At 40.3% G+C, this 24,952-nt stretch carries 24 protein-coding genes, 1 tRNA gene and 1 pseudogene; 12 read left to right on the top strand and 14 right to left on the bottom strand.

Annotated features, from left to right (window positions below):
* Positions 1–5 precede the first annotated feature (5 nt).
* Positions 6–1,595 (top strand): methyl-accepting chemotaxis protein, encoded by a 1,590-nt coding sequence (locus tag ACM66U_RS00370; RefSeq protein ID WP_346389108.1) that lies wholly within the window; start codon positions 6–8, stop codon positions 1,593–1,595.
* 12 nt (positions 1,596–1,607) lie between these two features.
* Here the strand turns inward: ACM66U_RS00370 and ACM66U_RS00365 are convergent, their stop codons facing one another.
* Entirely contained in the window at positions 1,608–4,403 is a 2,796-nt protein-coding gene (locus tag ACM66U_RS00365) for an SUV3 C-terminal domain-containing protein (RefSeq protein ID WP_418640874.1), read from the bottom strand.
* A gap of 271 nt (positions 4,404–4,674) precedes the next feature.
* On the opposite strand from ACM66U_RS00365, the gene ACM66U_RS00360 reads away from it, so the two are divergent.
* On the top strand, positions 4,675–4,995 hold the full coding sequence (locus tag ACM66U_RS00360; protein WP_151901398.1) for a hypothetical protein: 321 nt from the start codon (positions 4,675–4,677) through the stop codon (positions 4,993–4,995).
* Positions 4,979–5,302 carry a DUF309 domain-containing protein gene (locus tag ACM66U_RS00355; RefSeq protein WP_346389106.1) on the top strand — a complete coding sequence of 108 codons (324 nt, stop codon included), beginning with the start codon at positions 4,979–4,981 and terminating at the stop codon, positions 5,300–5,302. The genes ACM66U_RS00360 and ACM66U_RS00355 overlap by 17 nt, the downstream gene beginning before the upstream one ends.
* Positions 5,303–5,359: 57 nt before the next feature.
* Here ACM66U_RS00355 and ACM66U_RS00350 read toward each other — a convergent pair whose 3' ends face one another.
* Positions 5,360–6,490 (bottom strand): MFS transporter, encoded by a 1,131-nt coding sequence (locus tag ACM66U_RS00350; RefSeq protein ID WP_418640873.1) that lies wholly within the window; start codon positions 6,488–6,490, stop codon positions 5,360–5,362.
* Positions 6,491–6,571: 81 nt separating this feature from the next.
* Here ACM66U_RS00350 and ACM66U_RS00345 point away from each other — a divergent pair, with 81 nt between their 5' ends.
* The 5 genes from ACM66U_RS00345 (at position 6,572) to ACM66U_RS00325 (ending at position 10,853) form a co-directional block, all read left to right on the top strand.
* Complete coding sequence (locus ACM66U_RS00345; protein ID WP_418640872.1) at positions 6,572–7,057, top strand: PAS domain-containing protein; 486 nt, start codon at positions 6,572–6,574, stop codon at positions 7,055–7,057.
* Positions 7,026–8,462 (top strand): methyl-accepting chemotaxis protein, encoded by a 1,437-nt coding sequence (locus ACM66U_RS00340; protein WP_418640871.1) that lies wholly within the window; start codon positions 7,026–7,028, stop codon positions 8,460–8,462. The genes ACM66U_RS00345 and ACM66U_RS00340 overlap by 32 nt, the downstream gene beginning before the upstream one ends.
* Before the next feature lie 176 nt (positions 8,463–8,638).
* Complete coding sequence (locus tag ACM66U_RS00335) at positions 8,639–8,962, top strand: nucleotidyltransferase domain-containing protein (protein WP_230973278.1); 324 nt, start codon at positions 8,639–8,641, stop codon at positions 8,960–8,962.
* Positions 8,952–9,338 carry a HEPN domain-containing protein gene (locus ACM66U_RS00330; protein WP_418640870.1) on the top strand — a complete coding sequence of 129 codons (387 nt, stop codon included), beginning with the start codon at positions 8,952–8,954 and terminating at the stop codon, positions 9,336–9,338. Before ACM66U_RS00335 ends, ACM66U_RS00330 begins: the two co-directional genes overlap by 11 nt.
* Positions 9,339–9,341: 3 nt before the next feature.
* Entirely contained in the window at positions 9,342–10,853 is a 1,512-nt protein-coding gene (locus ACM66U_RS00325) for a DUF4080 domain-containing protein (RefSeq protein WP_418640869.1), read from the top strand.
* 199 nt (positions 10,854–11,052) lie between these two features.
* Here the strand turns inward: ACM66U_RS00325 and ACM66U_RS00320 are convergent, their stop codons facing one another.
* Positions 11,053–12,549, bottom strand: a complete 1,497-nt coding sequence (locus ACM66U_RS00320) for an HD domain-containing phosphohydrolase (protein ID WP_418640868.1) — start codon at positions 12,547–12,549, stop codon at positions 11,053–11,055.
* A gap of 72 nt (positions 12,550–12,621) precedes the next feature.
* Here ACM66U_RS00320 and ACM66U_RS00315 point away from each other — a divergent pair, with 72 nt between their 5' ends.
* From ACM66U_RS00315 to ACM66U_RS00305, 3 genes and pseudogenes are all read left to right on the top strand, one after another.
* The gene (locus tag ACM66U_RS00315; protein ID WP_418640867.1) at positions 12,622–16,947 is read left to right on the top strand and encodes a PAS domain S-box protein; all 4,326 of its coding nucleotides are present in this window, start codon (positions 12,622–12,624) and stop codon (positions 16,945–16,947) included.
* 74 nt (positions 16,948–17,021) lie between these two features.
* A pseudogene (locus ACM66U_RS00310) lies at positions 17,022–17,783 on the top strand (methyl-accepting chemotaxis protein); the annotation flags it as partial.
* Positions 17,784–18,101, top strand: a complete 318-nt coding sequence (locus ACM66U_RS00305) for a CZB domain-containing protein (RefSeq protein WP_418641421.1) — start codon at positions 17,784–17,786, stop codon at positions 18,099–18,101.
* Positions 18,102–18,104: 3 nt separating this feature from the next.
* Here ACM66U_RS00305 and ACM66U_RS00300 read toward each other — a convergent pair whose 3' ends face one another.
* From ACM66U_RS00300 to ACM66U_RS00270, 7 genes are all read right to left on the bottom strand, one after another.
* Positions 18,105–18,548 carry a hypothetical protein gene (locus ACM66U_RS00300; protein ID WP_346389098.1) on the bottom strand — a complete coding sequence of 148 codons (444 nt, stop codon included), beginning with the start codon at positions 18,546–18,548 and terminating at the stop codon, positions 18,105–18,107.
* A 14-nt stretch (positions 18,549–18,562) separates the two neighbouring features.
* Positions 18,563–18,994, bottom strand: coding sequence for a methyltransferase family protein (locus ACM66U_RS00295; RefSeq protein WP_418640866.1), 432 nt, complete (start codon positions 18,992–18,994; stop codon positions 18,563–18,565).
* On the bottom strand, positions 18,984–19,754 hold the full coding sequence (locus ACM66U_RS00290) for a metal ABC transporter permease (protein WP_151901408.1): 771 nt from the start codon (positions 19,752–19,754) through the stop codon (positions 18,984–18,986). The genes ACM66U_RS00295 and ACM66U_RS00290 overlap by 11 nt, the downstream gene beginning before the upstream one ends.
* The gene (locus ACM66U_RS00285; RefSeq protein ID WP_346389096.1) at positions 19,745–20,629 is read right to left on the bottom strand and encodes a metal ABC transporter substrate-binding protein; all 885 of its coding nucleotides are present in this window, start codon (positions 20,627–20,629) and stop codon (positions 19,745–19,747) included. Before ACM66U_RS00285 ends, ACM66U_RS00290 begins: the two co-directional genes overlap by 10 nt.
* A 9-nt stretch (positions 20,630–20,638) precedes the next feature.
* Positions 20,639–21,883, bottom strand: coding sequence for a hypothetical protein (locus tag ACM66U_RS00280; RefSeq protein ID WP_418640865.1), 1,245 nt, complete (start codon positions 21,881–21,883; stop codon positions 20,639–20,641).
* A gap of 86 nt (positions 21,884–21,969) precedes the next feature.
* Positions 21,970–22,161 carry a hypothetical protein gene (locus ACM66U_RS00275; protein ID WP_418640864.1) on the bottom strand — a complete coding sequence of 64 codons (192 nt, stop codon included), beginning with the start codon at positions 22,159–22,161 and terminating at the stop codon, positions 21,970–21,972.
* Positions 22,162–22,225: 64 nt separating this feature from the next.
* Positions 22,226–22,501, bottom strand: coding sequence for a hypothetical protein (locus ACM66U_RS00270; protein WP_418640863.1), 276 nt, complete (start codon positions 22,499–22,501; stop codon positions 22,226–22,228).
* Positions 22,502–22,606: 105 nt separating this feature from the next.
* Between ACM66U_RS00270 and ACM66U_RS00265 the strand changes: the two genes are divergently transcribed.
* Entirely contained in the window at positions 22,607–23,020 is a 414-nt protein-coding gene (locus ACM66U_RS00265; RefSeq protein WP_230973279.1) for a winged helix-turn-helix domain-containing protein, read from the top strand.
* A gap of 19 nt (positions 23,021–23,039) precedes the next feature.
* On the opposite strand, the gene ACM66U_RS00260 is transcribed toward ACM66U_RS00265, so the two are convergent.
* The 4 genes from ACM66U_RS00260 to cobU all read right to left on the bottom strand — a co-directional run bounded on the left by ACM66U_RS00260 (position 23,040) and on the right by cobU (position 24,933).
* Positions 23,040–23,127: transfer RNA gene (locus tag ACM66U_RS00260), tRNA-Ser, on the bottom strand.
* Positions 23,128–23,156: 29 nt separating this feature from the next.
* Positions 23,157–23,720, bottom strand: coding sequence for a histidine phosphatase family protein (locus tag ACM66U_RS00255; protein ID WP_418640862.1), 564 nt, complete (start codon positions 23,718–23,720; stop codon positions 23,157–23,159).
* The gene (gene cobS, locus ACM66U_RS00250) at positions 23,717–24,442 is read right to left on the bottom strand and encodes an adenosylcobinamide-GDP ribazoletransferase (protein WP_418640861.1); all 726 of its coding nucleotides are present in this window, start codon (positions 24,440–24,442) and stop codon (positions 23,717–23,719) included. The genes ACM66U_RS00255 and cobS overlap by 4 nt, the downstream gene beginning before the upstream one ends.
* Entirely contained in the window at positions 24,439–24,933 is a 495-nt protein-coding gene (gene cobU / locus ACM66U_RS00245) for a bifunctional adenosylcobinamide kinase/adenosylcobinamide-phosphate guanylyltransferase (protein ID WP_346389093.1), read from the bottom strand. Before cobU ends, cobS begins: the two co-directional genes overlap by 4 nt.
* Positions 24,934–24,952 lie beyond the last annotated feature (19 nt).

Here is a 24,952-nt window from a genome sequence, read left to right as displayed (position 1 = left end):
TTTTCATGTTTGCATCAGTAAGGTCAAAAGTCATTGTCTCCATTGTTGCCTTAAGTGTTCTCGGGCTTATCGGAATGTCTTATTATCTCTCCTTTACACTGCACAGCCTTTCAGATACTACCGCAAAAAAATCTTTGAAAATGCTCAGTCAGTCCATCTTTCAGACGATGACAACAAGCATGATGATGGGAGACCCGGAAGTGGTTCAGACTGCTTTTGAGAGTGCAAAAGGCATTGACGGCATAGAGGACTTGAAAATTGCAAAGTCAAAAGCTGTTATGGAAGTTTATGCACCAGATGAAACATATACGGCCGACCCTCTTGTGCAAGATGTATTGCAAAACAAAGAGACAAAAATTATCGAAAAGAATGAAAACGGGCACCATATTATCCGCATGATTAAACCTATGATAGCCGAAAAAAGATGCCTGCAGTGCCACTATAATGCAGAAGTCGGTTATGCACTCGGTGCCATGGATTTGACGATATCACTGGACAAAAATGATGAAGATATTGCACAGACGAACACAACACTTGTCATCTCTTTGATTCTGGGCAGTATTGCATTTAGTATGGTTGCCCTGCTCTTTTTCAGCCGTGAAATTTTTACACCGCTGAACAACCTCAAAGAGAGAATTGCAGATCTTGTGCGCGGGAACAAAGATTTAACAAAACGTCTTGCCTACAAAAAAGGCAATGAATTCGGAGAGACAGCCAATGAAGTAAATCATTTTATAGAAATGATTCAATCTACAGTAAATGAGGTGAAATCACTCGGCGAACAAAACAATGAAATAGCCTCTGAAATTGAGATCTCCTCCCACGTCATACGAAAAGGCGTACAGCAGGAGAGAGAGATTGTTTCCAAAACAAGCAAAAAAACAGAAGATATCCAAACTATTTTAGATGAGACCATAGAGGCAGCCACTGTTACCCAGGAAACCATCCTCAATGCCGAAAAAGAACTCGAAGAGGCACACAGCTCTTTGGCAAAACTCAACAGTGAAGTAGAACATTTTGTAGAGAGTGAAAACGAACTCTCAAGCGAACTTTTAGTCCTTAAAAATGATGCCGACCAGGTCAAGGACGTCCTCAATGTCATCAAAGAGATAGCCGAGCAGACAAACCTTTTAGCTCTCAACGCTGCCATAGAAGCGGCACGCGCAGGAGAACACGGGCGAGGATTTGCCGTCGTTGCCGATGAAGTCAGAAAGCTTGCAGAACGGACACAAAAAAGTCTGGCGGAGATAGACATCAGCGTCAGTACCATTGTACAGGCTATCAATGACGTCAGTGACAAGATGACAATCAATGCACAAAACATTGAAGCCCTTGTCAATATATCTGATGATGTGGAACAAAAAATCACGACAACATCGCAAGCGATGCAAATCTCCACACAGATGGCAAACAAATCAAAAGAAGACAGTGAAAAAATGTCGCAGAATATTCAGGAGATCATCACCTACATAGAAAAAATCGAAACACTCTCAACAGCCAACGGCACCAGTGTTGTAAGCATTGAAAATGATTTGCAAAAACTCGTACAGGTTGCCTCTTCTTTGCAAAAAACTATCGACGAATTTAAAAGCTAAGGACAGAACTCTCTAACGCGGCAAACGCCGGTGCCCTCTTTTGTGCACATAGTTCTTTTTAAAACACGACTGGCAGATACTGTACTTGGAATTTACCGGCAAAACCGTGCCACAGAGCTTGCAGCTTTGACTCAGCTGTGTCTGCCTGAGTGTCTCTTCTATATATTTGTTCAAAACACCCCTGTAGGCTCTTGCCTTGTTTTCATCTACAAAGTAGTCATTAAAACGGTAACTCAGCCACAGATACAGCGAAATCTCTTTGACCATATCTTCAGCGCGCAACAGCTCTTCGGAGGTTTGTGCATACGAACCTGTCAGTTTTGGCGCATGATAATAAACCGGCTCCTTTTTCTCCAAAGCATTGATGTAGCGCTCATAGGCACTGATGATATAGGCTGATTTTAGCGTCAGCGGCGCGCAGGCAAGATGATACTTTGTCGCAATATCCAGATCATAACTGTCAACAATGCGAGAAGCCTCCAGCATATCATCGAGTGAAGCCGCATAAAAAGGTCCGTCAAAGACCATATTTTTGATAAAAAAGCGCAAAATTTCTTCCAAAGAGTTTTCTTCCAAAATCGTACTGACAAGTTTTATATGTTCCAAATTTGCCATTACTTTAAAGGGCACTTTTATCTCTTTTGCCGGTTTGTTGAAATTTTTCTTGACTACATGTAAAGCATCCCCGTGCAGCGCCCCGACATAGCCCTTTTCATGCAAACCGTAACGCCCTGCCCTTCCTGCAATCTGCTGTACCTCCGAAGGAAAAAGACTGCGTTGGATTATCCCGTCAAATTTTTCGGCTTTTGAAAAAAGCACCGTTTTTATGGGCAGATTCATCCCCATCGCTATGGCATCGGTGGCAACAAGTACCTGCGTTTCGCCCTCTCTAAAACGTCTGGCTTCTTCGCGTCTGACCTCAGGCGAAAGATTGCCGTAGACAACACTCACTTCAAAATCTTTGGAAAAATTCTGCTTCAGCCGCAGAACATCTTTACGACTAAAAGCGATAATCGCCGTGCCTGCCTCCACATCTTTTGGATGTGTCGGTTTTTCCAAAAGCTCCAAAGGATTTTTCCTCTCAAACTCCCGTATTTCCAGCTCTTCACCCAGATACTCTGCCAAAGCGACAATCGCTTCTTTGACATTTGGCGAACCTGTCATAATGACCTCTTTTGCAGGCGCACCTATAATGGCATTTGCCCATGCCCAGCCGCGGTCACGGTCATCTATCATCTGCACTTCATCTATGACACAGACATCCACATCCACATCATAATTCATCATCTCAATTGTAGAACTGATATGCGTCGCTTCATCATCCAGGATCTGCTCCTCACCGGTAATGAGGGAGCTTTCAATGCCCTGTGCTTTTAGTGTTTCATAACCTTCGAGTGCCAGAAGCCGCAAAGGCGCCAGATAGTAGCCTGTATCTGCCTCTTTGAGATGCTCCATCGCCTCATAGGTTTTGCCGCTGTTTGTAGGACCGATGTGCAGTATAAGTTTTCTCTGCATACTGCGCGCAATGGGAAAGAGATTTTTAAAATCACGAATAGTCCGTGCAAGCAGTGCTTCACGCTGTTTTTTAATCAGTTCGTCATGGATAGAATGCAAAAAACGCCGTGTTATTTTTCTGTGAATTTTAGGCGTTATGTTCAAGGTCTGAGGAAGCAGTTCAAAAAGATACTCATAGACTCTCGCATGCAGCTCTTCTTGGCTAAAATGCAAAAGCTGGGCATACTCTTCACACTCTTTTACCAAAGCATCGAGGGTGAGTAAAAATTCATCTTCGTGCTCTTTTTTGACCTCTGCCAAAATAGCATCAAAATTAAACCTTTTCGCATTCCATATCTCTTCTAAAAGTCCTTCAAGCTCTACATGTAACTCCAGTTTATAAGAGATTTTCTGCTCACTGTAGGGGAGACAAAGCTGCTCATTGACACGAATCAGCACCTCTTCTTCATGAAGTTCCACTCCCTCGGCCTCTATTTTAGACTTGACAATTTTTTTTAAAAGTTTCTGTGATATCAGCGGATAGCTCACTTTTGATTTTGGAGGCGAAGCCCGCAGTGCATCTAAAATTTCCTTGGTACTCAAATAGGCATGCGGATATTTCAAATTGCTTAAAAAATTATTAATATTCTCCTGCTTTTGTTCCACAACCGTAACTTTGTCCTGCCCTATCTTTTGCACAATCGCATCAAAATCCGTTGTTTCAAGGTATTCATACGCATAGGGTTTTGTTTTGAGTGTCAAAATCTTGTGAAAATGCTGTTCGTAGAGTTCGTACTTCAGCGAGGCATTAAATTCAAAGCAGTCATCCAGATCAAAAAGTCCCTCAAGTTCACGTTCTAATCTCTCTTTTTTCATCTCAAAACGGATATGACGCAAAGATGATTCCATTTTTTCTATGGTTATTTTTTTGCTTCTTACATGTAAATAGGCTTCTCGCAGACGCACGGCCTCTTCCTGGCTTACATCAAGTTCTTCCAAAAGTGCGTTAATTTTGTCTTCTCTGTCAAAAACAACTTCTTTTTTTGGCTTCTCAGACTTGTACACCCGTCCGTCACTCTCAAAAAAGTTCAATATATCATGGCGCATACCGCTGTCTGCCTCGCTCCAAATCATTCGGAGTGTTTTTACCATCAGCGTTTTGTTATGCTCTATATCATATATACCCAGTGTTGCAAAAAGCTCACTGAGGGTTTTACCCTCCACCCGTTCAATCCCCACATCAAAGGGGTCATCATCAAAATATTTTCTAATTCTCTGGTTAATTTTACTGTTTTTTTTATTTTTTCTTGCCATAAAAGAGATTATAACACAAGTTTAGCAGCTTTATGGCTCAAAAGCCTGACAGCCCGCACTGAAGTATCGCTTCCAAAATAAATACATAACCTCCTAGGAATCGGTACTTCAGTGCCGACTGTTGCAACATCTCTGCCACTCTCAGCCCGCACTGCAGAAAAAAATTTAGTTTTTTTCTAAGTCATACTTTAGCATAGAAAGTACGGGTTCCGAAAAATGCCTAATCTTACTGCTTCAATAAAATATAAAAAATCTGTTATATAATGACCGCATGAATTATCCTGATGAATGGACGCAAAAAGAGTTTTTGCAAAATAAGAAAAAACTGGAACAAGAAGGTGTGGATGTCGTGCTTGTTGACACTGTTTTAGCACCCATAGAAAAAGCAGACACAGTAACCTACAATCCTTATGAACTTAAACAATACCCCAAAGGGAGTGTCTTTGTTTTTTACTGCGATTCCGGCAAGGCGACACTTGATCGGCTCAAAGAGTACAAAGAAAAATTTCCGAATCACCACTGTATTTCCCTTAAAGGCGGTCGAGGATACTGGAGAAAAAATATGATGCTACTGGATGAAAACGATGCATAAACATATCAACGAATTTATAAAATGCCTCGAAGAAGAGCGTTATTATGATGCTCATGAAGCATTGGAAGCAGCCTGGTTTCCCCGACGTTTCGAAAAAGACAAAGAGGTCAAACTGCTCAAAGGCTTCATCAATGCCGCTGTCAGTTTTGAGCTGGTAAAGCGAGGCAGGGAAAAACAGAGCAAAAAGGTCTGGGCAAATTACCTCAAATACAGACCTTTTCTTTTTGAAATAAACTCACAATATCAAAACAGTTATTATCAGCTTTCACGGCTTGTGGAAACTATAAAGCCTAAGAGTCGGCACTGAAGTACCGATTCCGGTATCTTCACAGATGAGCCTGTACAGCTTTTCGGAACCCGTACTTCAGTGCGGGCGAGCGTGGCGGGACAGCTGCTCCCCTTTGTGCTGCCTTACAGCCATAAACAGCAAAAATGCTCCAAATGCCATCAGACTTGAGGTTAAAAAGAGATATTTCGGATAATACTCATACACATATCCGGCAATAAGCGCTCCGCTGAGTCCTCCAAAACCGTAAGTTATTCCGGAAAAAAACTGCTGAGAGAGACTTTTGTGTCTGTAGCGCTGAAACAGATAGCTGATCGCGGCTGTATGAAAGAGTGCGAAACTCAGAGCATGCAGGGCCTGGGAGAAAAACAGTATCGCCAAATTCTCAGGAAATGCAAAAACTAAAAACCAACGCAGTACCGTTGCCAGCGCCGTAAAGCGTAACAGGTTGAGTAAATTTCCCTGCAACAGTCCCCCTTGAAAGAAAAACATCCCCACTTCAATAAGTACGCCAAAACTCCACAAATAGATTGTCATATCCAAACTGATACCATGATCCGTTTCATAAATAGTAAAAAAGTTATAAAAGGAGCCAAAGCTCATCTGCACCAGAACAAGTCCGCCCCAGAGTTGCCAGTCTTTGAAGATATCTATATCATTAGAGATACTTTTCTCTTTTACATAACTGGTGTCAGGCGCGCGGCAAAGCACCAAATAGGCTACAAAAGCAGTCAAAAGGCTCAACACAAACAAAAAATCCAAGGCAACATAGGCCGAACTTAAAAACCTGACCAGCACAAGCGCAACAATGATAAAGCCCACAGAACCAAATAGCCGTACTTTTCCGTAACGCTCTTTACCGATGGTATGCAAAGAGATAACCTCCACAAAAGGCAGCATCAGGCTCATACCCAATCCAAGAAATATGTTTGAAAGCAGCAAGGCATAAAAGTGTTCCAAAGAGAGATAAAAAGAGAGCGTACTTGCAATAACGGTCAATAATGAAAATTTAAAAACAGCAGCATTGAGCGTCAGTCCACGCAAAAACAAAAAAGGCAGAATAAAACGCACCAAAGGAGATGCCGCAAAAATAATCCCTATCTCACTTGCATCATAGCCGACACCGCTGAGAATTTTTGGCAAAAATATAATGTATATTCCCACTATGGAAAAATAAAAATAGTAAAAAAGAGATAACAGAGCAAACATAAACTTCCTTATCACAAATTATAGCAATAATCCAATAAAGATATGCTACAATATTTTCAACAAATAAAGGAGAGAGCTAAAATGGAACGAACATTAGGCGAAAACGATTTTATTGTTTCTAAAACAGATACAAAAGGTCGACTGACCTATGTCAATAAGATCTTTATTGACTTAGCGGAATATACAGAAGAAGAACTTCTCGGAAAACCTCATAACATTGTCCGTCATCCGGATATGCCAAAGGCAATTTTTAAACTTTTATGGGATAGAGTTCAGGCAAAAGAAGAGATTTTTGCCTATGTCATCAACAGTACAAAAAACAATAACTCCTACTGGGTCTACGCCAATGTCACACCCTCTTTGGATGAACGCGGCAATACCGTAGGATACTACTCTGTAAGAAGAAAGCCAAACCCTGAAGCACTTGAGATTATCAAACCGCTCTATGCACAGATGCTTCAGGCAGAAAGAAGCGGCGGTATGGACGCAAGTATGAAAATTTTAACAGATTTATTAAACCAGGAAGGAGTCAGCTATGATGAGTATATCATCTCTCTTCAAAAATAACCAGGCTTTATTGCTTTTTGTAACACTTTTAGGCGTTGGTATTTACAGCCTGCTGAGTGCAAGTTACATTGTAGGCGGGCTTGTTTTGCTTATAGCAATTGTGGCGCTCTTTATTCCGGGAGGAACAGCTTCGAAGAGTTCAACCGTTATGGACAAACTCGAAGAGATTTTAGTACAGGCTGCGCAGGGAAAACTCGAAGGACGCATTACACACATTCCAAATGACAACTCTCATGATGCTAAAATCGCCTGGGCGCTCAACGATATGCTTGACCAGGTAGAAGCGTTTATGCGTGATATCGCAACAACGATAGAGTGCGCATCAGCCGGAAAAACCTACAGACACACCTATCCGCAAGGACTGCAGGGGCTGTTTCATACTACCGCCGCTCAAGTCAATACAGCCATAGAGGCAATCGCAAGCGGATACAGAAGAAAACTGCAGGCCGAACTCTCTTCTAAGTTTTCAACACTTGGCGGAGGTATAGGACAGGGGCTTTCTATCATCCAGTCAGACCTAACAACTTCTTCCGGTGAAGCAGAAGACATTGTTCATGTTTCCGAACAAACGGCAGAAAAAGCTTCGGGAAGTCTTAACAGTGTTCTTGAAATAGGACAAAGACTGGGCTCTCTTGTGGAGCTTATATCTTCTTCGCATGAAGGTATTGTAAACCTTGAAGGGCGTTCACGGGATATTTCAGAGGTTGTAGGTCTCATCAAAGATATTGCAGACCAAACCAATCTGCTTGCACTCAACGCAGCCATAGAAGCAGCCCGTGCGGGTGAACACGGACGCGGTTTTGCCGTAGTTGCCGATGAGGTCAGAAAACTTGCAGAACGCACCCAAAAAGCAACAACAGAAATAGAAATCAACATTTCCACTCTTCAGCAAGAGGCAAACGATATGCGAACAAACTCTGATGAGATTACAAACATAGCACAGGAGTCAAGCGACGTTATTCATGAATTTGAAAATACCTTTAGTGAACTCAATGAGCTTGCCAATGCAGCGCACACAACAGCTATCGGTATTCAAAACCGTCTCTTTACTACACTTGTCAAGGTTGACCATATTTTATTTAAATCAAATGCGTACTCAGCTGTACTCAACGAAGATGCAAGCAAAGAGTTTCCGGATCACAAACACTGTAGAATGGGACAATGGTATTTCAGTACAGGCAAAGAACGCTTTGGAAACACTTCTGCCTTTAAGAAAATGGATGCACCGCATGCGACTGTGCATGATGCAGTGGCCAAAAACATGGTTTTTGTCAAAGAACACAGTGTTCTCAAAGCAGATCATCCTAAGATAATAGTGGAAAATTTCAGAAGAATGGAAGATGCTTCGCATGAACTTTTTAAAGATTTAAATCTCATGCTAAAAGAGTATGAAGAAACAAGGTAATTTATCGCTATTTACCTAACATTTACTTATAATAAATATAATTCTATATCTCAATTATGTTTTTCCCCTTTCATAAGAGAGATATTTACTCCTATAAATTTTTAAAACAGCCGAGTTTTCCCCCTTTTTTACTCTCGGCTGTTTTTCCTCCCTTTAAGCCCATTCAAAAAAGAAATATGATATTATTCCTCATTATGTATTTAACGAAAAATAAAAAAGTAACTTTTATTCACACTATTACAAAGAAACTCTCCCAATTTTCAGAGATAAACAGTGTTGTGCTCTTTGGCTCTTTTTTATCTTCCCAAAATCCAAATGATATTGATATTGCGGTCATACAAAACTCAGATGACAACTTTTTAACGCTTTCTCTAAAATACAGAAAGGTATTGCGTGAAATTTCAAAAATCATTCCTATAGATATAATTCCCATTAAAGAGGATGCAAAAGGTGTCTTCTTGGATGAAATTTATAAAGGAAAAGTTGTTTATGAAAGATGAGACAAAGAAATGGCTTGTTTTTGCAGAAGAAAATTTTCAATCAGCTAAGATTTTATTAAAAAGTCATCTCTATAATCCATCCCTGCAAAACACACAGCAAGCAATAAAAAAATATATAAAAGCATATTTAATTGAATATGGAATAAAGTTACAAAAAACACATAGTATATTATCTCTCAATGAAAAACTTAAAAAAGAGAATGTATTATTAACTATTACAGAAGATGAGATTGACCTGATAGACACTATTTATCTTTCATCCAAATATCCTTTTGGTTCAGTACTGCCTGATTTTGAACCAAATGAAAAAATTACCCTACAGTGTATCCAAATAGCGCAACAGGTTCAAGTTGATATTAAGAAATATCTCTCTTAGTAAATGAAAATCATACTAACAACTTTAAATTCACGCTTTACACACAGTGCCATAGGGCTTCGCTATTTGTATGCAAATATGCAGGAACTCCAACAGGACACGACTATACTCGAATTCAGCATCAATGATGCCATCCAAACCATTGCAGAGAAACTCCTTCTCTCGCAGCCTGACATTATAGGCATAGGCGTGTATATCTGGAATGCCAAAGAGGTGCACGAACTTATTCACATCCTGAAAAAAGTTTCACCCCAGACACTTGTAATTCTCGGAGGTCCCGAAGTGAGCTACCTGCCTTTTCGTGTCAACTTTGATGATGCCGACTACATCATACAGGGTGAAGGCGATCTGGCTTTTTACCGGCTGTGCAAAAATATTCAGGAAGAGCGTCCTGCCGAGAAAATCATAAAAATGACCTTGCCCGATCTCAAAGCTATTCAGCTTCCTTACATGTACTACACAGACGAGGACATAAAGAACCGTTATATTTATGTGGAAATATCAAGAGGCTGTCCTTTTGAATGTGAATTTTGCCTCTCTTCCATGGATGAAAAAGTACGTGCCTTTGATCTTGATGCAGTCTTGACAGAATTTGAGAAGCTCTGGGAACGGGGAGCGAGAAATTTTAAATTTGTTGACAGAACCTTTAATCTCAACATGAAAGCGGCAAACAAAATCTTGGACTTTTTTTTAGAAAAAGAGCCGCCCTATTTTGCCCATTTTGAAGTTATTCCAGACCATTTTCCCCTCTCTTTGCGGGACAAAATAAAACGTTTTCCTCACGGTGCGCTGCAGCTTGAAATCGGCATACAGACACTCAACCCAAAAATTGCAAACAATATCTCCAGACAACTCAAACTCGACAAAATCAAAGACAATATCGGCTTTTTGCAAAATGAGACAACGGCACATATTCATCTTGACCTGATCGTAGGGCTTCCTGGGGAGAGTTTGCAGAGTTTTGGACACAACCTTGATGAGCTGATGCGCATCAGCAGCTGTGAAATCCAGATAGGCATCCTGAAAAAACTCTCCGGCACGCACATCAGCCGTCACGACAGGGAAGAGGGCATGGTTTACAGCGACATTCCCCCTTACGATATTTTAAAAAACAACAAACTCAGCTTCAACGATATACAGATTATGAAACGCTTTGCACGATTTTGGGATTTGTATTACAACAGCGGAAATTTCAAAACAACGCTCCCGCTGTTATGGCAGAATGAAAGTGTGTATGAAAATTTTTATGCTTTTGGACTCTGGATTTACGAACAGACAGATTCGACATGGAAAATCTCTCTGCAAAGACAGGGCGAACTGCTTTTTTCCTATTTACATGTAAAGAAAAAGATAACCGAAGAGGAAATCGCAGAGTATATGCTTCAGGATATGATGAAGTTAAAAGGCAGAGCAATCCCCGCATACCTCAAGCCCTATGCAAAAGAGTTTCACCCAGAGGCAAAAATGGGAACTTCCGGATTTAACAAAAGGCAGGTTCAGGCTTTTGCACCCTGACAGTCGGCACTAAAGTACCGATTCCAAAGAGCTGAGCAGAGTTTTGGAACCCCTCCTTTAGGGTGGGCTGAGAGTGGCGGAGATGTTGCAGCAGTCGGCACTACAGAAAAAAATTTAGTTTTTTTCACAAGTCACGCTTTAGCGTTAGAAAGTACCGGTTCCGAAAAAGCATTAATTTTCTTCACTTACCTGGAAGATATCAAAGTTTTTCCAAATCATCTACACTTATACTCTTTTGGGTGTCAAGAGTGAGATTCAGTATGTCTGATTCTATAATAGTGTTGTCTAAAATGGCATTGATTTTCTGCTCTATTTTTTTCATATTGCACTCTCCGTTATCAAGGAGAGCAAAATCATCGCCGAAAATTCTAAAAACCATAGAGAGGTCAAAACAGTTTTGTAAAGATTTGGCAATTTTCACCAAAACAGTGTCTCCCTCTTTCCATCCGGATTCTTTGTTGTAACGCGAAAAATTTTTCAATCGCAACAGATGCAGCTGTGTGTATTTTTTTTCATAAGAGTTTTGCAGCAACATTACATCGAGATAGCTCTGATTGTACAGATCGGTCAGGTTGTCCTTGTAAAAATAGGCAAATCGTTCCTTTTCTATATCTGTATGGGGCAACTGATTGATATTTTTGTCTACAACCACATCTTTAAGCGCCTCGAGTGTTGCTTTGACTGCATCCCTGTCGTACTGCACACCACTGAGGCGTTCTATCTCATCGAGTGCTTCTTTGGGTGTTTTTCTGCCTTTGTATATTCTGTTGGTTGTCATGGCATCAAAACAGTCGGCAATCATCATCACTTTTGCAAGAGTGTCAATTTCATTGGCGGCAATGCCTCTTGGGTATCCGCTGCCGTCACATCGCTCATGATGATCACGGACTATATCTGCCAGCTCCTCGTACATAGGAATATTTGCCAAAAGCCTGTAGCCGACCTGAGGATGCTCCTGAATCAGTTTATACTCCAGATCATTGAGTTTTTTTGGCTTTAAAAGGACAACATCCGGTGTGACAATCTTGCCGATATCATGCAAAATTCCCGCCTGATAGACTTTTTCGCACTCTTTTTTGGAGAGTCCCATCTTTTGGGCTATCATTTTAGAGTATTTGGCAACTCTTTGGGAATGCCCCGCCGTATAGGTATCTCTCTCTTCTATAAGTTTGACCATTGCCAAAAGAGTTTTTTCATAATTGTCATGCTGAAACTGCATCATAGCACTCAGTTCGGCTGTTTTTTGCTCCACCATACGCTGCAGGGACTTTTTGTACGCTTCATTCTCCTGCATGACTTCGAGTTTTTCACTTACTTTGTAGAGTTCGTAATTCAGCTGTTCATAATCAAAAGGCTTGATTATATAGCCGTCAACCCCTATTTTAATAGCCTGAGACATATAGTCTGAACCGCTGTGTGCGGTTGTTATCAGTATAGCCTGATTCGGATTTATCTCTCTTATTTTTTTGAGCATCTCTATACCGTCCATTTTAGGCATAGACAGATCTGTAATCACGATGTCAAACTGCCCGTTCTTATAGAGCTGTAAACCCTCCAGCCCGTCTTTTGCAGTCGTCACATATGTAAAAAAATTCTTCAGATACCCTGTGAGTGCAGTTTGCACAGCCATATCATCTTCTACATATAAAACTTTAAATTTTCTTGCCAATGATTGTAATGCTTTTAAATTTATCATACACTAATCTTATCAAAATTATGCTAATATTAAGAAATAAAAGCTTTCGTTTCAGCTACAAGGCAGAGAAATATGAAAAATTCTGTATTTATCGGGATAGGTGCGAGTGCCGGAGGGTTACAGGCTTTAAAAGAGCTGTTTCCTCTGCTGCCCACAGACCAGGAGTATGTCTATATAATTGCCCAGCATCTTGACCCGCATAAAAAAAGTGCCCTGGCCGAAATATTAACCGCATATACGGTTATGCCTGTCTCTCTCATCACAAAAGATCAGCAGTTTTTGCCAAACAATGTCTATGTTGTTCCTCCGGGATACAACCTCATCTACACACGCCACCGACTGCTCCTTGAAAAAGCACCCGATACTCCCCATATTCCGACGCCTTCTATCGATGTATTTTTCAAAGCGCTCAGCAGTTACAAAAAAGAAAACTGCCTCGGCATCGTCATCAGCGGGACAGGACATGACGGAACTGCGGGTGTGAGAACCATCAAAGAAAACGGCGGGATCACCGTCGCCCAGTCTCCCAAAGAAGCCCAGTACCCGGAGATGCCGCAACATGCGATTGCAAGCGGTTTCATTGACTATATATTTGAGGTAAAAGAGATCGCCAAAAATCTTGTAAACATCGTGCATACCGCACCTGAACCTTTCATGAAGATTGTAAAACTTCTCAAAGAAAAAGAGTCTCTTGACATACAAAAGTATAAAAAAGAGACTATTATGAGACGGCTGAGCAAACGCATGCTTCTGAACAAATGCGCAACGCTTGAAGAGTATATTGACTATATCAATGCCTATCCGGATGAGTTGCATCTGCTGTATCAAAACATCCTTATCGGGGTTACAGAGTTTTTCAGAGACGAAAAATCATTTGAGGCACTCAAGCAGCATCTTGAAGAGTACCTCTCTGACAAACCCGACAGCTATGATCTGAGAGTCTGGTCTGTTGCCTGTTCTACAGGAGAAGAGGCTTACTCTCTGGCTGTCACCATTGACCAAATCAAAAAAAAGCTCAAAAAAAATTTCGATGTTCATATTTTTGCCACAGACATTGACGAAAAAGCACTTGACATTGCAAAAAAGGGGATCTACTCCAAAAAAGCACTCCAAAAGACTCCAAAGAAAATACGCAAAGAGTATTTTGTTCCCTTGGACGGAGCCTACAAAGTCAAAGAGTCTATTCGTTCTCAGATTATTTTTACAAAACACAATGTTTTATGCGATCCGCCTTTTATCAATCAGGATATTATCAGCTGCAGAAATTTTCTTATCTATATTTTGCCTGAGGTCCAGGAGGATCTTTTTGTGCTCTTTCATTATGCACTCAAAGAAAAAGGTCTCTTGTTTTTAGGCTCCTCGGAATCAACACTTACGAGCGTTGCCTATTTTAAAACGCTCAACCAGGAGCATAAGATTTACATCAAAGAGCAGCTTGAGAATCCTCCAAGAATCTCTTCGCACTACTTTTCAACACATACACATGCCAAACAGAACCTCTCGGAAGTAAAAACATTTACCCTCAAAGATATCAACATACAAGAAGAGATAACAAATACCATATTTGAACTTTTCTCTTCGGAGTGCATTATCGTCGATACAAATTTCACCATTGTCTACAAACAGGGAAACAACCCTTTTTTAGAGCTTAATGACGGTTTTGTGACTTTGAATATTGTCGAAAACCTGAAAAAAGAGCTGCAGTACAGCGTCAAAAAGATTCTTGATCAGACTGCAAAAAGCGCAAAAGTGCAGAGTACAAAATTTATCGAAGTCAAACTCGGCGAGGACAGGCAGAGCTTTGTCAAAGTGATTGCCACTCCTTTTGCGAACAAACATGACGCTGTTTTTATTTTACTCTACTTTCAGGAACTCAATGCCAACAATCTGGAGTTCAACACCCGAGAAATAGTCCTGCCAAACGAATCGTATGTGATAGAAAACCTTACAAACCGGGTGCAGGAGCTCCAGGAGGACAATCACGCTCTTTTGGATGAGCTGATGCTTTCCAAAGAGAATATGCAACTGCTCAATGAAGAGCTCCAAAGTGCCAACGAAGAGTTGCAAAGTGCCAACGAAGAGCTCGAAACTTCCAACGAAGAGCTGCAAAGCTCCAATGAAGAGCTGCAGGTATCCATCACAAATGAGCAGAAGATGCAAAGGCAGCTCTCTTTGATTTTGAATTCCACGCATGACGGTATCATCGGGCTTGATCTGCAGGGGTGCCATACTTTTGTCAATGAAGCTGCCCTTACAATGCTGGGCTACACAGAGGATGAGCTGCTTGGGAAAAACGCCCACAGAATCTGGCATCATACAAAACCCGACGGCAGCCACTACCCTCTTGATGAGTGTACCCTGCATCTGCATCTCATCAAAGGTATTTCTATCCGTAAAGAGGAACTTTTTTTCAAAAAAGACGGCACTCCTTTTAATGTTGAAGTGCTGCAGAATCCTATTATAGAAGAGGGAAAAGTCAATGGGGCTGTGCTCTCTTTTCATGACATCACACAAAAGAAAAAACTGCTCCAAGAGGCTGAGTATGAGCACAAAATGAACGATTTGTATCTCAACTCAACAGAAACAATAGTGCTGATTTTGGATCTTCACGGAAGCGTACAGATGATAAACAACAGTGGTTCCAAACTGCTCAGGCTGCCAAAAAAGAAGATACTCGGCAAAAACTTCATTCAGCATTTTGTACCAAAATCAATACAGCCGAAGATGCAGAATGTTTTTGATGCGATTGTCTCTCAAAAAGCAAAAGCTGCCAAAGAGTACAAAAGTCAACTGGTAGATGCAGAGGGCAACGAGCACACTGTATCATGGCGAAATACCTGCATCAAAGACAAAGACGGCAATATCATCAACATAATAAGTTCCGGTGTAGACATAACCGACCAGGAAACGCTCACAGAAAAGCTTTACGAACAGGAGCATCTTTACAAACTGACTTTTGAAGAGGCAGACATAGGCATAGCGCATGTCTCCCTTGAGGGAAAATGGATAGATACCAATGAATACCTCACAAAACTCCTGGGATACACAAAGCAGGAGTTCAAAAACATGCATGTCTCCGACATCACTTTTGCCCAGGACAGAGATACAGACAGATACATGCTTGAACAACTGCAAAACAATGAAAAAAAATCATACCATATTGAGAAGCGTTATATCCATAAAAACGGCACTGTCATCTGGGTAAGTCTGGCAGTGGTGCTTTTAGTCGACGAACAGAAAAAACCGCTTTATCTGCTCAAAATAATTCGGGACATATCACAACTCAAGCTTTTAATGTACCAGCTGGAAGTCGAAAAGAACAGATTTGAAAAAATGATAGAGTTTACACCCATTCCTTTGATGCTCTACAATGCAAACGGGGAAATTTTAATGCTCAACAGAATTTTTCAGGAAAATACAGGCTATACCCTCAGCGAAATTCCGACAATCGAAAAAATGCTGAAAAAACTCTTTGTTCACGAAGAGGAAGAAAGTATGAAAAGCATTAGGCAATACTACAAAAACCCTCTAAAAAAGCCCAAACAACAACAGAGTATTACCACAAAATCAAAAGAGCAGAGAGTCGGAGTTTTGCATGCCGTCAAACTTGACGACCAGTACAACGGCAATGAAACCCTGTACCTCATAGCCATTGTTGATATCACCGATATACAGAGAAAAGACGAACTGATGATTTCACAGTCCCGTCAGGCAGCCATGGGCGACATGCTCTCCATGATAGCCCATCAGTGGAGACAGCCTTTGAGTGTGATCTCCATGGTCGCAAACAATATTCAGGTACAGCTTGATCTGCAGGGAAATGTTGATGCAAAATCTCTGCAGGAACTCATTCATACACTCAACGGACAGACGCAATACCTCTCGCACACCATTGATGACTTTAGAAACTTTTTCCAGCCTGACAAAAAGAAAGAGCTTGTCACGGCAGATACTGTTTTGAAAAAACTCACACATCTTGTTGAAAAATCTTTAGAGAACAATGCCATCACACTCTCCCTTCCGCAAAACAGCGATATTGAATTCTGTACCTATCAAAATCAGCTGCTGCAGGTCCTGATCAATATACTCAACAATGCCAAAGATGCCATTAAAGAGAACAGAAGGGAGGGAGGCCGCATCAGTATAAATGTGACAACATCAGAGCAGGAGATTCTCTTTAATATCTGTGACAACGGCGGAGGCATAAAACCGGAAATACTCAAAAAACTCGGAGAGCCCTATGTCACATCAAAATCCAAAAACGGCACAGGACTTGGCATATATATGTCCAAAATTATTGTAGAAAAACATCTTGGGGGAAAACTTTCATGGAAAAGTGATACCGAGGGGAGCTGTTTTTCAATTTTGCTGCCACTTGATACAGTGTGTGAGTCTTAATTTAGAGGTGCCCTTAAGTCATCATAAGTTATTTTTCTGCTAAAATAACAAAATATAAACAAAAGGAATCGAAAATGTTTGGATGCAGTGCAAAACTTGAAAAACTTGAAAATGAATATAAAGCAAAGATAGCAGAGATGGAGGCTGAAAATAACAGGCTTTATGATGAGATTCAACAACTGAAAAATCAGCAAAACACCCAAGAGAGTACTTCCGGGATGAAAGATGATGCTTTTGTCAAACTCATTATAGAGAGCTACAGCAGCGGCACACACTTTTTGCAGGGAACCATCGAAGACAATCTCGTTCAACTTGAAGAGATTAACGAGCTCAATGATAAAACAAACAACAGAATGCACAATATTGAAGAACAGACTGCTGAAATCATCTCTACAACAGAAACAATTCAAGAACATGCCAATACTTTGGGAGAAGACTCAAATGCACTCAATGACAGTGTTATGTCTATCTCAGAAATCATCAATCTCATTAAAGATATTTCGGATCAGACCAACCTGCTCGCACTCAACGCAGCCATAGAAGCTGCCCGTGCCGGTGAGCACGGACGCGGTTTTGCCGTTGTTGCCGATGAGGTAAGAAAACTGGCAGAACGTACACAAAAAGCAACCCAGGAAGTAGAAATCAACATCAACGGACTCAAACAAAATTCCAACTCTATTATAGAAATCGGCAACACTTTTATGAATGAAACATCCAAAGTGATGGAAATAGTCGATGTTTTTAATGAAAATATCCAAAAAGTTGTCGAAAACTCCAATGAGATTAAAAACAGAACACAACGCCTGACAAATGAATTCAATGTCAGTAACGGAAAAATTGACCATATTGCACTCAAAATCAAGGGATACAAAGCAATCCTTGATAAAACAACAACTGATATTCCGGATGAAAACAGCTGTCGGTTTGGCAAGTGGTTTTCAGAAGTGAGCCACACTCTGCTTAAAGGAAACACTCACCTTTCAAGCATTACACAACATCACAAAACGGTTCATCAGGGACTTAAACAAGCGATACAGGAAAATATGCAGGGGAATTTTGATACAGCACTTCAGGTATTGCAAGAGGTCGAGCATGCAAGTGAAGTCGGCTTTGAAGAGCTTCTCTCTGCCGTAAAAGAGTCAACAGGCAGATAAAGTCTAAAAGCCTCTTGTATCCAAACCTTTTGTCAAGGAGTCATCCAGTTCAAGGGCATATTCAGGGTTGCGTCTGTGCAGCTCTTTGTCAAGTTTTATGATGATGTCTTTGTTCACATTGGGATGATGACAGATTCTTAAAATCAGTTCCGAATATATTTCAAATTTCGGATGAGCACGCATACCCAGTTTCTGAGGAATTTTTCCGTAATACTTCAGTATCAGTTCAACTGCTTCTTTGAGCTCCTCTGTTGTTGATTTTTTATCTTTTATCACGTTCAAAAGCATCTCGAAGTCAGGCTTGACTTCCCTTATATGCATTGGCTTTTTGGCAGTGTTTCTCTTGTGCGGTTTTTTTGCATGTAAAAAATAAAAATATAAAAGGACCAAGATGCCAAGCGCTCCGCTCAAGGCAGCCAGAGATTTTATAAGAAGTGTTATATCCATTGCAGCAGCCTTTTTTAAAAGACAAAAGGTATTAAGCGTTTTGTCTTTTTCATATATGCAATATATGCCGGATTATGGCATTGCCACAAACTCTCTTCATAAAACAGTTTTGCCAAAAGCGTCAGCAGCAAAAAAAGGAAAAGCACAAACTCGTAATAGGTAAAATAGATCACGGCGACACCAAACATACTCACCAAGACCGAAAGATACATAGGATGCCTCACATATCCATATATACCGCCTGTGACCAGTTCACAATTTTCTTTTATATCGGGGCGAATATTAAAGTTTCCTCTTTTATGTTCTTTTATCGCCAAAAGTCCGATGCCTATTCCAAGACCAAGAATCACCAAACCGCTATATAAATGCTGGGTTTTTGAGCCCAAAGGCAAAATCATCAAAAATATAATAAAAAACTGCAAACCGACCAATATCTTACTTTTCATTTACTCTCTTTTTAGAACTCATTATACTGGAAATAACAACAAAAACAAGTGAAAACAAAACTGTTACAAATATAATAGCATATCCCGTCGGCAAATCTAAATAGTATGAACCAAAAAGTGCTAACACAATACTCACAGAACCAAACAGACAGGCAAACACAAAGGGCTTTGTTTTTCTTTGGCTCAACCCTGCAAATGAAGGAGCGATAAGCAGAGCAAACACAACCAGCACACCGGCAGACTGCACAGAAGATGTCACGGTTAACGCAAGCATTGCAAAAAATAAAAACTCTTTTTTTGCACCGCTCATTCTTGGATAAAGCACAAACATAACAAAGGCAATGCCGCTGTATAACAGCAGACTTTTATACAGGTCTTCACTTGAAGTAAAAAGAATATCTGCCGCACTGAGTTTGGAAAAAAGTTCGGTCCCCTCTGCACTTTGTGCAAGTATGAGCATTATAGAAGATATACCCAAAGCATATAACAATCCTATAAACGCTTCAATCTTTTGTACTTTTTTTGTAGCCCAGGTAATAATTACGGCAGCCAAAAGTGCAAAAAGCAGGGTCATGGCACTTTGATACTGCGAATCCATAAATGCAACACTCAGCGCCATGCCGACAGCGGCAATCTGCCCTATCGCCAGGTCGGTAAAAACAACACCTCTTTTAATAATCTCCAAACCAAATACAGAGTGGATAAACACTAAGGCAACAGCCAGCACAAAAGCCGGCCACAGTAACTCGACTACTGACATATTCTCTTAGCGATTCTGTTATAAAACTCTTGCAGTGTTTTACTGCCGTCAGCCCCTAAGTCATGGGGAATAATCAGAACTTTTGCTCCTGTCTTTCCTGCAATGAATTTTGCTGTTTTTTTCTCATGGTAAACATCCTGCAAAATCTTTTGCACACCCTTGTCTCTCATTATATTGATCAATTCCAAAGTGTGTTTTGAGCTCGGAGCAATCCCCGGAAGCGGTTCAATCGTTCCATATATTTTATAGTTGTATCGCTGTAAAAAATAGTTAAAAAGCGGATGATACTGTACGACCTTTTTATCTTTACATGTAAGCATTTTTGCATCAAACTTTTGTAAATAGTTTTGCCAATCATTTGTGAACTTTTTCAAATTTTTTTCATACTCCCCTGCATGCTGCGGGTCAATTTGCGAAAGTTTTTGTGCTATGGCTTTTGCCATCGGCAGGACAGCATAAGGATCTGTTGTATAGTGAGGATTGCCCTGTGCATGCACATCACCAAAAGCACGTGAAACGGTTGTCGGTACATTTATCAAGTGCACATAGTGAGACAGATCCAAAAAGCCTTTGGCTCCGTTTTGAATCTTGGCATTGTTTGCAGCACGTAAAAGCGGAGGCAGCCAGCCAAGCTCCAAACCTGCTCCGTTAATGATGAGCAAATCTGCACGACGGAGTTTTGCGATAAGCGAAGGCTTGGGTACAATAAAATGCGGGTCATACTTCGAACTTCCAAGAACCGTTACATGTACTAAATCTCCTCCTATTTTTTGCGCAATGGCACCGGCTGTTGTATATGTTGTATCTATTTTGACTGTAGCAAACAAAAAGTTTGTGAGTAAAACTGTTAGTAGTATAGTTTTAATGTTTATCATATGTTTCTCCTAATACGAGTGCGCGCCATGTGCACCTGCTGCAATGTTGAGTGAGAGCATTACTTCACTGATGTTTTTTCTCTCACCGGCTATGATTTTTGTTCTGTCGTAAGTATAAGAGAGACGCAGACGTGACATCGGAAATGGTTTATACTCCAGTTCGGCTGTGTACCTGTCCAAATTACCCGTGTCAATGCCCGCATAAGAAGACAGGTCTGTCTCATTTTTTGTAATTGCCCCATAACGCAAACCTGCTGAGTAGTTGTTGTTATACTGATAAATCAGTTCACTGTAAAGTCCTGCCTGTTTATCTGTTCCTGTGCCGACATCTTTGTTTCTGTAAAGATATTCGCTCTGCCAGACAACTGCGCTGTAGCTTCCTAACTGCTCACGCAGTGTCAAATCAAGGCCATAAACATTGGTAGTATTTGCTGTTGTATTTTTCCCGTGGGCAATACTTACACCGCCAAGAACTGACAAATCATCGCCAACATCGACACTTGATTTTATATAGCCGACATAGAGATTATTTGACTCGGTATCGCCAAAACTTTTGTCATTTGTTCCCTGCATCGCTTCTGCACCCGCCATAATATATGTATCTGTCGGGACAACCCATTGGAATTGCACACCAGGATCACTGATGCCATCGGGACCAAAAAGTGTTTCATAAATAACAGGCTGTGCATCAAAATGCCAGGAGTGCTGGTGTTTTGCATTTATGCGTCCAAAATCACTTTTGAATTTTCCGGCTTTGACTCTTAGCCCATAAGGCAGAGATGTAGTCAGAATATATGCCTCACCTATTTCAAACTCGTTTGGTTGCAGATGAAAATATGCATAGGCCTGAAAATAGGGATCAACTACAGAGTGCATGGCTATTTCTGCATAATTAAGATTAAAGCCTCTGTTTTTGTTAAAGGGCAAAGGCGCCGGTGATATACCATCATCATTTATAAGACCCGGTATCTGAAAATTTTCATAATCACTGTTTTTCACATTCCGACTTACTGCCGACATATTTAAAATCAAAGCGATATCCGGCAAATAGGCATTTTGCGAAAAAGAGGCAGAGGTATTGACACTTTGTGTCACCTGCATCTGCGATTGTTTTGTATTCAAAGCCTCAAATTTCGCTTCTAGTTTTTGCATACTGATTTTTTGTTGTTCCAACTGCTGTTTGAGTGCATCCATATCTGCATCCGCAAATAAAGAGGAGCATACAAGCACAGAGAGACAGAGTCTTTTTTTCATTGTTTATTCTCCAATATTTTAGTAGTAATTTTTATGTTTTTTTTTGAAATCCAAGCTGCACTATTTGGAATCGGTACTTTCTAACGCTAAAGCATGACTTGTGAAAAAAACCAAGTTTTTTTCTGCAGTGCCGACTGCTGAAACATTCCTGCCATTCTCGCCCGCACTGAAGTACGGGTTCCGAAAAAGCTGTCGGAATCGGTACTTTCTAACGCTAAAGCGTGACTTGTGAAAAAAACTAAATTTTTTTCCGTAGTGCCGACTGCTGTTTCTTTCATGCCACTCTCAGCCCGCACTGAAGTACGGGTTCCGAAAAAGCTGCTTGGATTAAACGGTATTGAATTAGGAGATTTTTGGAGGGGCTCGTGCTTGAAGAGTGTTGTGAACCTGCTTTACATGTAACGAGACTAGAGGCGCAACAACAGATTCTTTCAGTATTTCCAGTGCTGTCAGATAATTTATGGCAACAGGGGTATCGGCATGTGACAGGCTTGACTGCACTGTACAGATTTTACAGTCGTTATGCTGTTTCAAATCATTATGATGATGAAAAACACCCATAAAAGTTGCAATAATAAAGATAATACTGAGATATTTTTTGAAAAACTGAGTTATCATAATGAAATTTTATCATAATTATCAGTTGATTAAAAGAAATATTTTACACAGCTTTTACACTTCATTGTTATACTATTGCTATTTTTAATATTAACGGAGGAGCTTGTGAGTAAAAATGTTGTACTGGTATTCGAAGCAAATGATACAGATATAGTAGATATAGAAAACTATATAGCTTCCCGTGGCTATGAAATAAAAAAAATAGATAAAAAAACAAAAAAAGCAGATAAAAATATTATTGAATTTGCAACAGGCTACCATTTCAATCTCAAAACAAAAGAAACTTTTTATCAAAACCAAAAGCTCAAACTGACTAAAAAAGAGAGCCTTTTTTTGAAGCTTCTTCTCCTGAACATGGGACAGGTAGTCACCTTTGAACAGGCCACAAACTATATATGGAACAAAGAAGAGCTGATAACCGAAAACAATTTGCGAACCTTGGTATGGCGGCTCAGAAACAAACTAAAAACTGACATTATCAAAAATAATCAGGGAATTGGTTATTTTATAGAAGCTTAATGATTTTACTATAAACAGATGGTGGACAGCTAGGGATTCGAACCCTAGGTAGATTGCTCTACACCCGCGTTCCAGGCGAGCGCCTTCGACCACTCGGCCAGCTGTCCTTTGTTGTAAGAGCGGTATTATAGCAGAGCTAAGTTTTAATAGTGCTAAAAGTTTGTAATTTTGTATCATAAACAGTATATGACGCATAAGGAAGCGCAATGCCAAAAGCATCTTCGAGTGACAGATTTTGCACAACTGCCATAAAAGTTCTAATAACGCCTGCATGTGTTACAACCAAAATATTTTCAGCTTTTTGTTGCAACACTGTTTCAAAGAAAAATTCTTTTATTCTTTGTATATAAACTCCATAAGGCTCGCCGTCAAGGGCTTTTATCCACTGTGCAAAGTTTTCATATTCTATGCCTTGCGCCCTAATCTCTTCATATCCGAGTCCTTCATGTCTTCCCCATGATTTTTCCCGCAATTTTGATGTATATACTGCTTTTTTTGCCTGAGAGAAGGGTTGTATTGTCTCTTTTGCCCGTCTGAGATCTGAACAGTAGACCAAATCAAATGCTTTACATGTAAAAGCTTTTGCCAGCTTTTTGGCATCCTCATGCCCTTTTTTTGAAAGGCCTATGTCATTATGTCCGTTATATTTGCCGATATATGCCTTTTGCACTTCACTATGGCGGACAAGTGTTATTTTCATACCAAACCGACTATAAGAACATTTAACAGTACAAGTTCTGTCACTTCTATGCAAAAACCGTAAATATCACCCGTAAACCCGCCGTATCGCTTCATAAAAAAATGTTTGCATACAAACAGCACCAACAAAGCAACAAACAGCAAAACAAAACTGTGAAAGAGTATGCTGATTACTGTAACATATACCACACTTATCAAAAACTGTTTTTGCGAAAACTCTTTTTTTGCCAAGGCACCCATTCCGTTTGCAGAGAGATAGGGATAGAGACAGATTGCAGCAACTGCCGTAAAACGTGAAAGCATAAGCACGACAGGTAAAAGATACATCGCATCCAAAGCCGCTACAGAAGATGCCTTGAGCAATAAAAACACTACCGTAAAAATCATACCCATCCCGCCGTTATAGGGGTCTTTCATTACATGTAAAGCCTTTTCTTTGGGAACAAACAAGCCGTCTACAGTGTCTGCGAAACCATCAAGATGCAAGGCACCTGTCACTAAAACCCACAAAGAAAAGACAATGAGGCTACCATGTAAAGGCGGAAAAATAAGAGTAAGCAACAAAAAAGTACCATACAAAAGCAAACCGAGCAAAAAACCGACAAACGGATAAAACATCACCGCATAGCCGTTTATGCCTTTATAAAAATCATGCACTTTAAAAAAAGGAAGAATACTGAGCATTGAAACAGCCAGAGTAAAGCCTTTGAAGAGTTTGCTCATTTTATCTGTGTACTGATTCCGGCCACAACATGATAGACCTCATCACATTTTTGTGCAAGCATTTGAGAGAGCTTTCCGCTGATATCCACAAACTGACGGGCAAGTTTATTCTCAGGGATAATGCCACAACTCACATCATTCATAACAAACACAATGTCTTGTTTTAATGCTATAACATTCGCCAATTCCGCTTCCATTTCCGTATAACTTTTTTCACGATAGAGCATATTATTGATCCACATACTTACACATTCAACAAGTACCGCACCCTCCTGCAAAGCTATTTTTTCTCTGAGATTTATCGCCTCTTCGACTGTGATGAAATCACTCTTGCGTTGCTGTTGGTGCTGTGCTATACGTTCTTGCATTTCATCATCTATGAATTCAGTCGTTGCCAGATAGACAGGTTTTTTGTCTGAGAGTTGTTTAATGTAATTTTCGGCACTACGGGATTTTCCACTCTTAATGCCGCCTATAAATAATGTTTTCATTTTAAAATTATAGCAGTTT

Origin of the sequence: Sulfurimonas sp. ST-27, from assembly GCF_048081595.1 — a bacterium.
In the GTDB taxonomy this organism is placed as follows: domain Bacteria; phylum Campylobacterota; class Campylobacteria; order Campylobacterales; family Sulfurimonadaceae; genus Sulfurimonas; species Sulfurimonas hydrogeniphila.
This window is presented reverse-complemented; position numbering and strand designations above follow the sequence as displayed.

Coding starts and splice junctions, on each gene's coding strand:
- ACM66U_RS00290 (WP_151901408.1), bottom strand. CDS start 19,754: ATGTCAGTAGTCGAGTTACTGTGGCCGGCTTTTGTGCTGGCTGTTGCC.
- ACM66U_RS00360 (WP_151901398.1), top strand. CDS start 4,675: ATGAATTATCCTGATGAATGGACGCAAAAAGAGTTTTTGCAAAATAAG.
- ACM66U_RS00330 (WP_418640870.1), top strand. CDS start 8,952: ATGAAAGATGAGACAAAGAAATGGCTTGTTTTTGCAGAAGAAAATTTT.
- ACM66U_RS00340 (WP_418640871.1), top strand. CDS start 7,026: ATGATGAGTATATCATCTCTCTTCAAAAATAACCAGGCTTTATTGCTT.
- ACM66U_RS00345 (WP_418640872.1), top strand. CDS start 6,572: ATGGAACGAACATTAGGCGAAAACGATTTTATTGTTTCTAAAACAGAT.
- ACM66U_RS00285 (WP_346389096.1), bottom strand. CDS start 20,629: ATGATAAACATTAAAACTATACTACTAACAGTTTTACTCACAAACTTT.
- ACM66U_RS00320 (WP_418640868.1), bottom strand. CDS start 12,549: ATGATAAATTTAAAAGCATTACAATCATTGGCAAGAAAATTTAAAGTT.
- ACM66U_RS00275 (WP_418640864.1), bottom strand. CDS start 22,161: ATGAAAGAAACAGCAGTCGGCACTACGGAAAAAAATTTAGTTTTTTTC.
- ACM66U_RS00335 (WP_230973278.1), top strand. CDS start 8,639: ATGATATTATTCCTCATTATGTATTTAACGAAAAATAAAAAAGTAACT.
- ACM66U_RS00355 (WP_346389106.1), top strand. CDS start 4,979: ATGAAAACGATGCATAAACATATCAACGAATTTATAAAATGCCTCGAA.
- ACM66U_RS00365 (WP_418640874.1), bottom strand. CDS start 4,403: ATGGCAAGAAAAAATAAAAAAAACAGTAAAATTAACCAGAGAATTAGA.
- cobS (WP_418640861.1), bottom strand. CDS start 24,442: ATGAGCAAACTCTTCAAAGGCTTTACTCTGGCTGTTTCAATGCTCAGT.
- ACM66U_RS00315 (WP_418640867.1), top strand. CDS start 12,622: ATGAAAAATTCTGTATTTATCGGGATAGGTGCGAGTGCCGGAGGGTTA.
- ACM66U_RS00350 (WP_418640873.1), bottom strand. CDS start 6,490: ATGTTTGCTCTGTTATCTCTTTTTTACTATTTTTATTTTTCCATAGTG.
- ACM66U_RS00255 (WP_418640862.1), bottom strand. CDS start 23,720: ATGAAAATAACACTTGTCCGCCATAGTGAAGTGCAAAAGGCATATATC.
- ACM66U_RS00370 (WP_346389108.1), top strand. CDS start 6: ATGTTTGCATCAGTAAGGTCAAAAGTCATTGTCTCCATTGTTGCCTTA.
- cobU (WP_346389093.1), bottom strand. CDS start 24,933: ATGAAAACATTATTTATAGGCGGCATTAAGAGTGGAAAATCCCGTAGT.
- ACM66U_RS00325 (WP_418640869.1), top strand. CDS start 9,342: ATGAAAATCATACTAACAACTTTAAATTCACGCTTTACACACAGTGCC.
- ACM66U_RS00280 (WP_418640865.1), bottom strand. CDS start 21,883: ATGAAAAAAAGACTCTGTCTCTCTGTGCTTGTATGCTCCTCTTTATTT.
- ACM66U_RS00300 (WP_346389098.1), bottom strand. CDS start 18,548: ATGGATATAACACTTCTTATAAAATCTCTGGCTGCCTTGAGCGGAGCG.
- ACM66U_RS00270 (WP_418640863.1), bottom strand. CDS start 22,501: ATGATAACTCAGTTTTTCAAAAAATATCTCAGTATTATCTTTATTATT.
- ACM66U_RS00295 (WP_418640866.1), bottom strand. CDS start 18,994: ATGAAAAGTAAGATATTGGTCGGTTTGCAGTTTTTTATTATATTTTTG.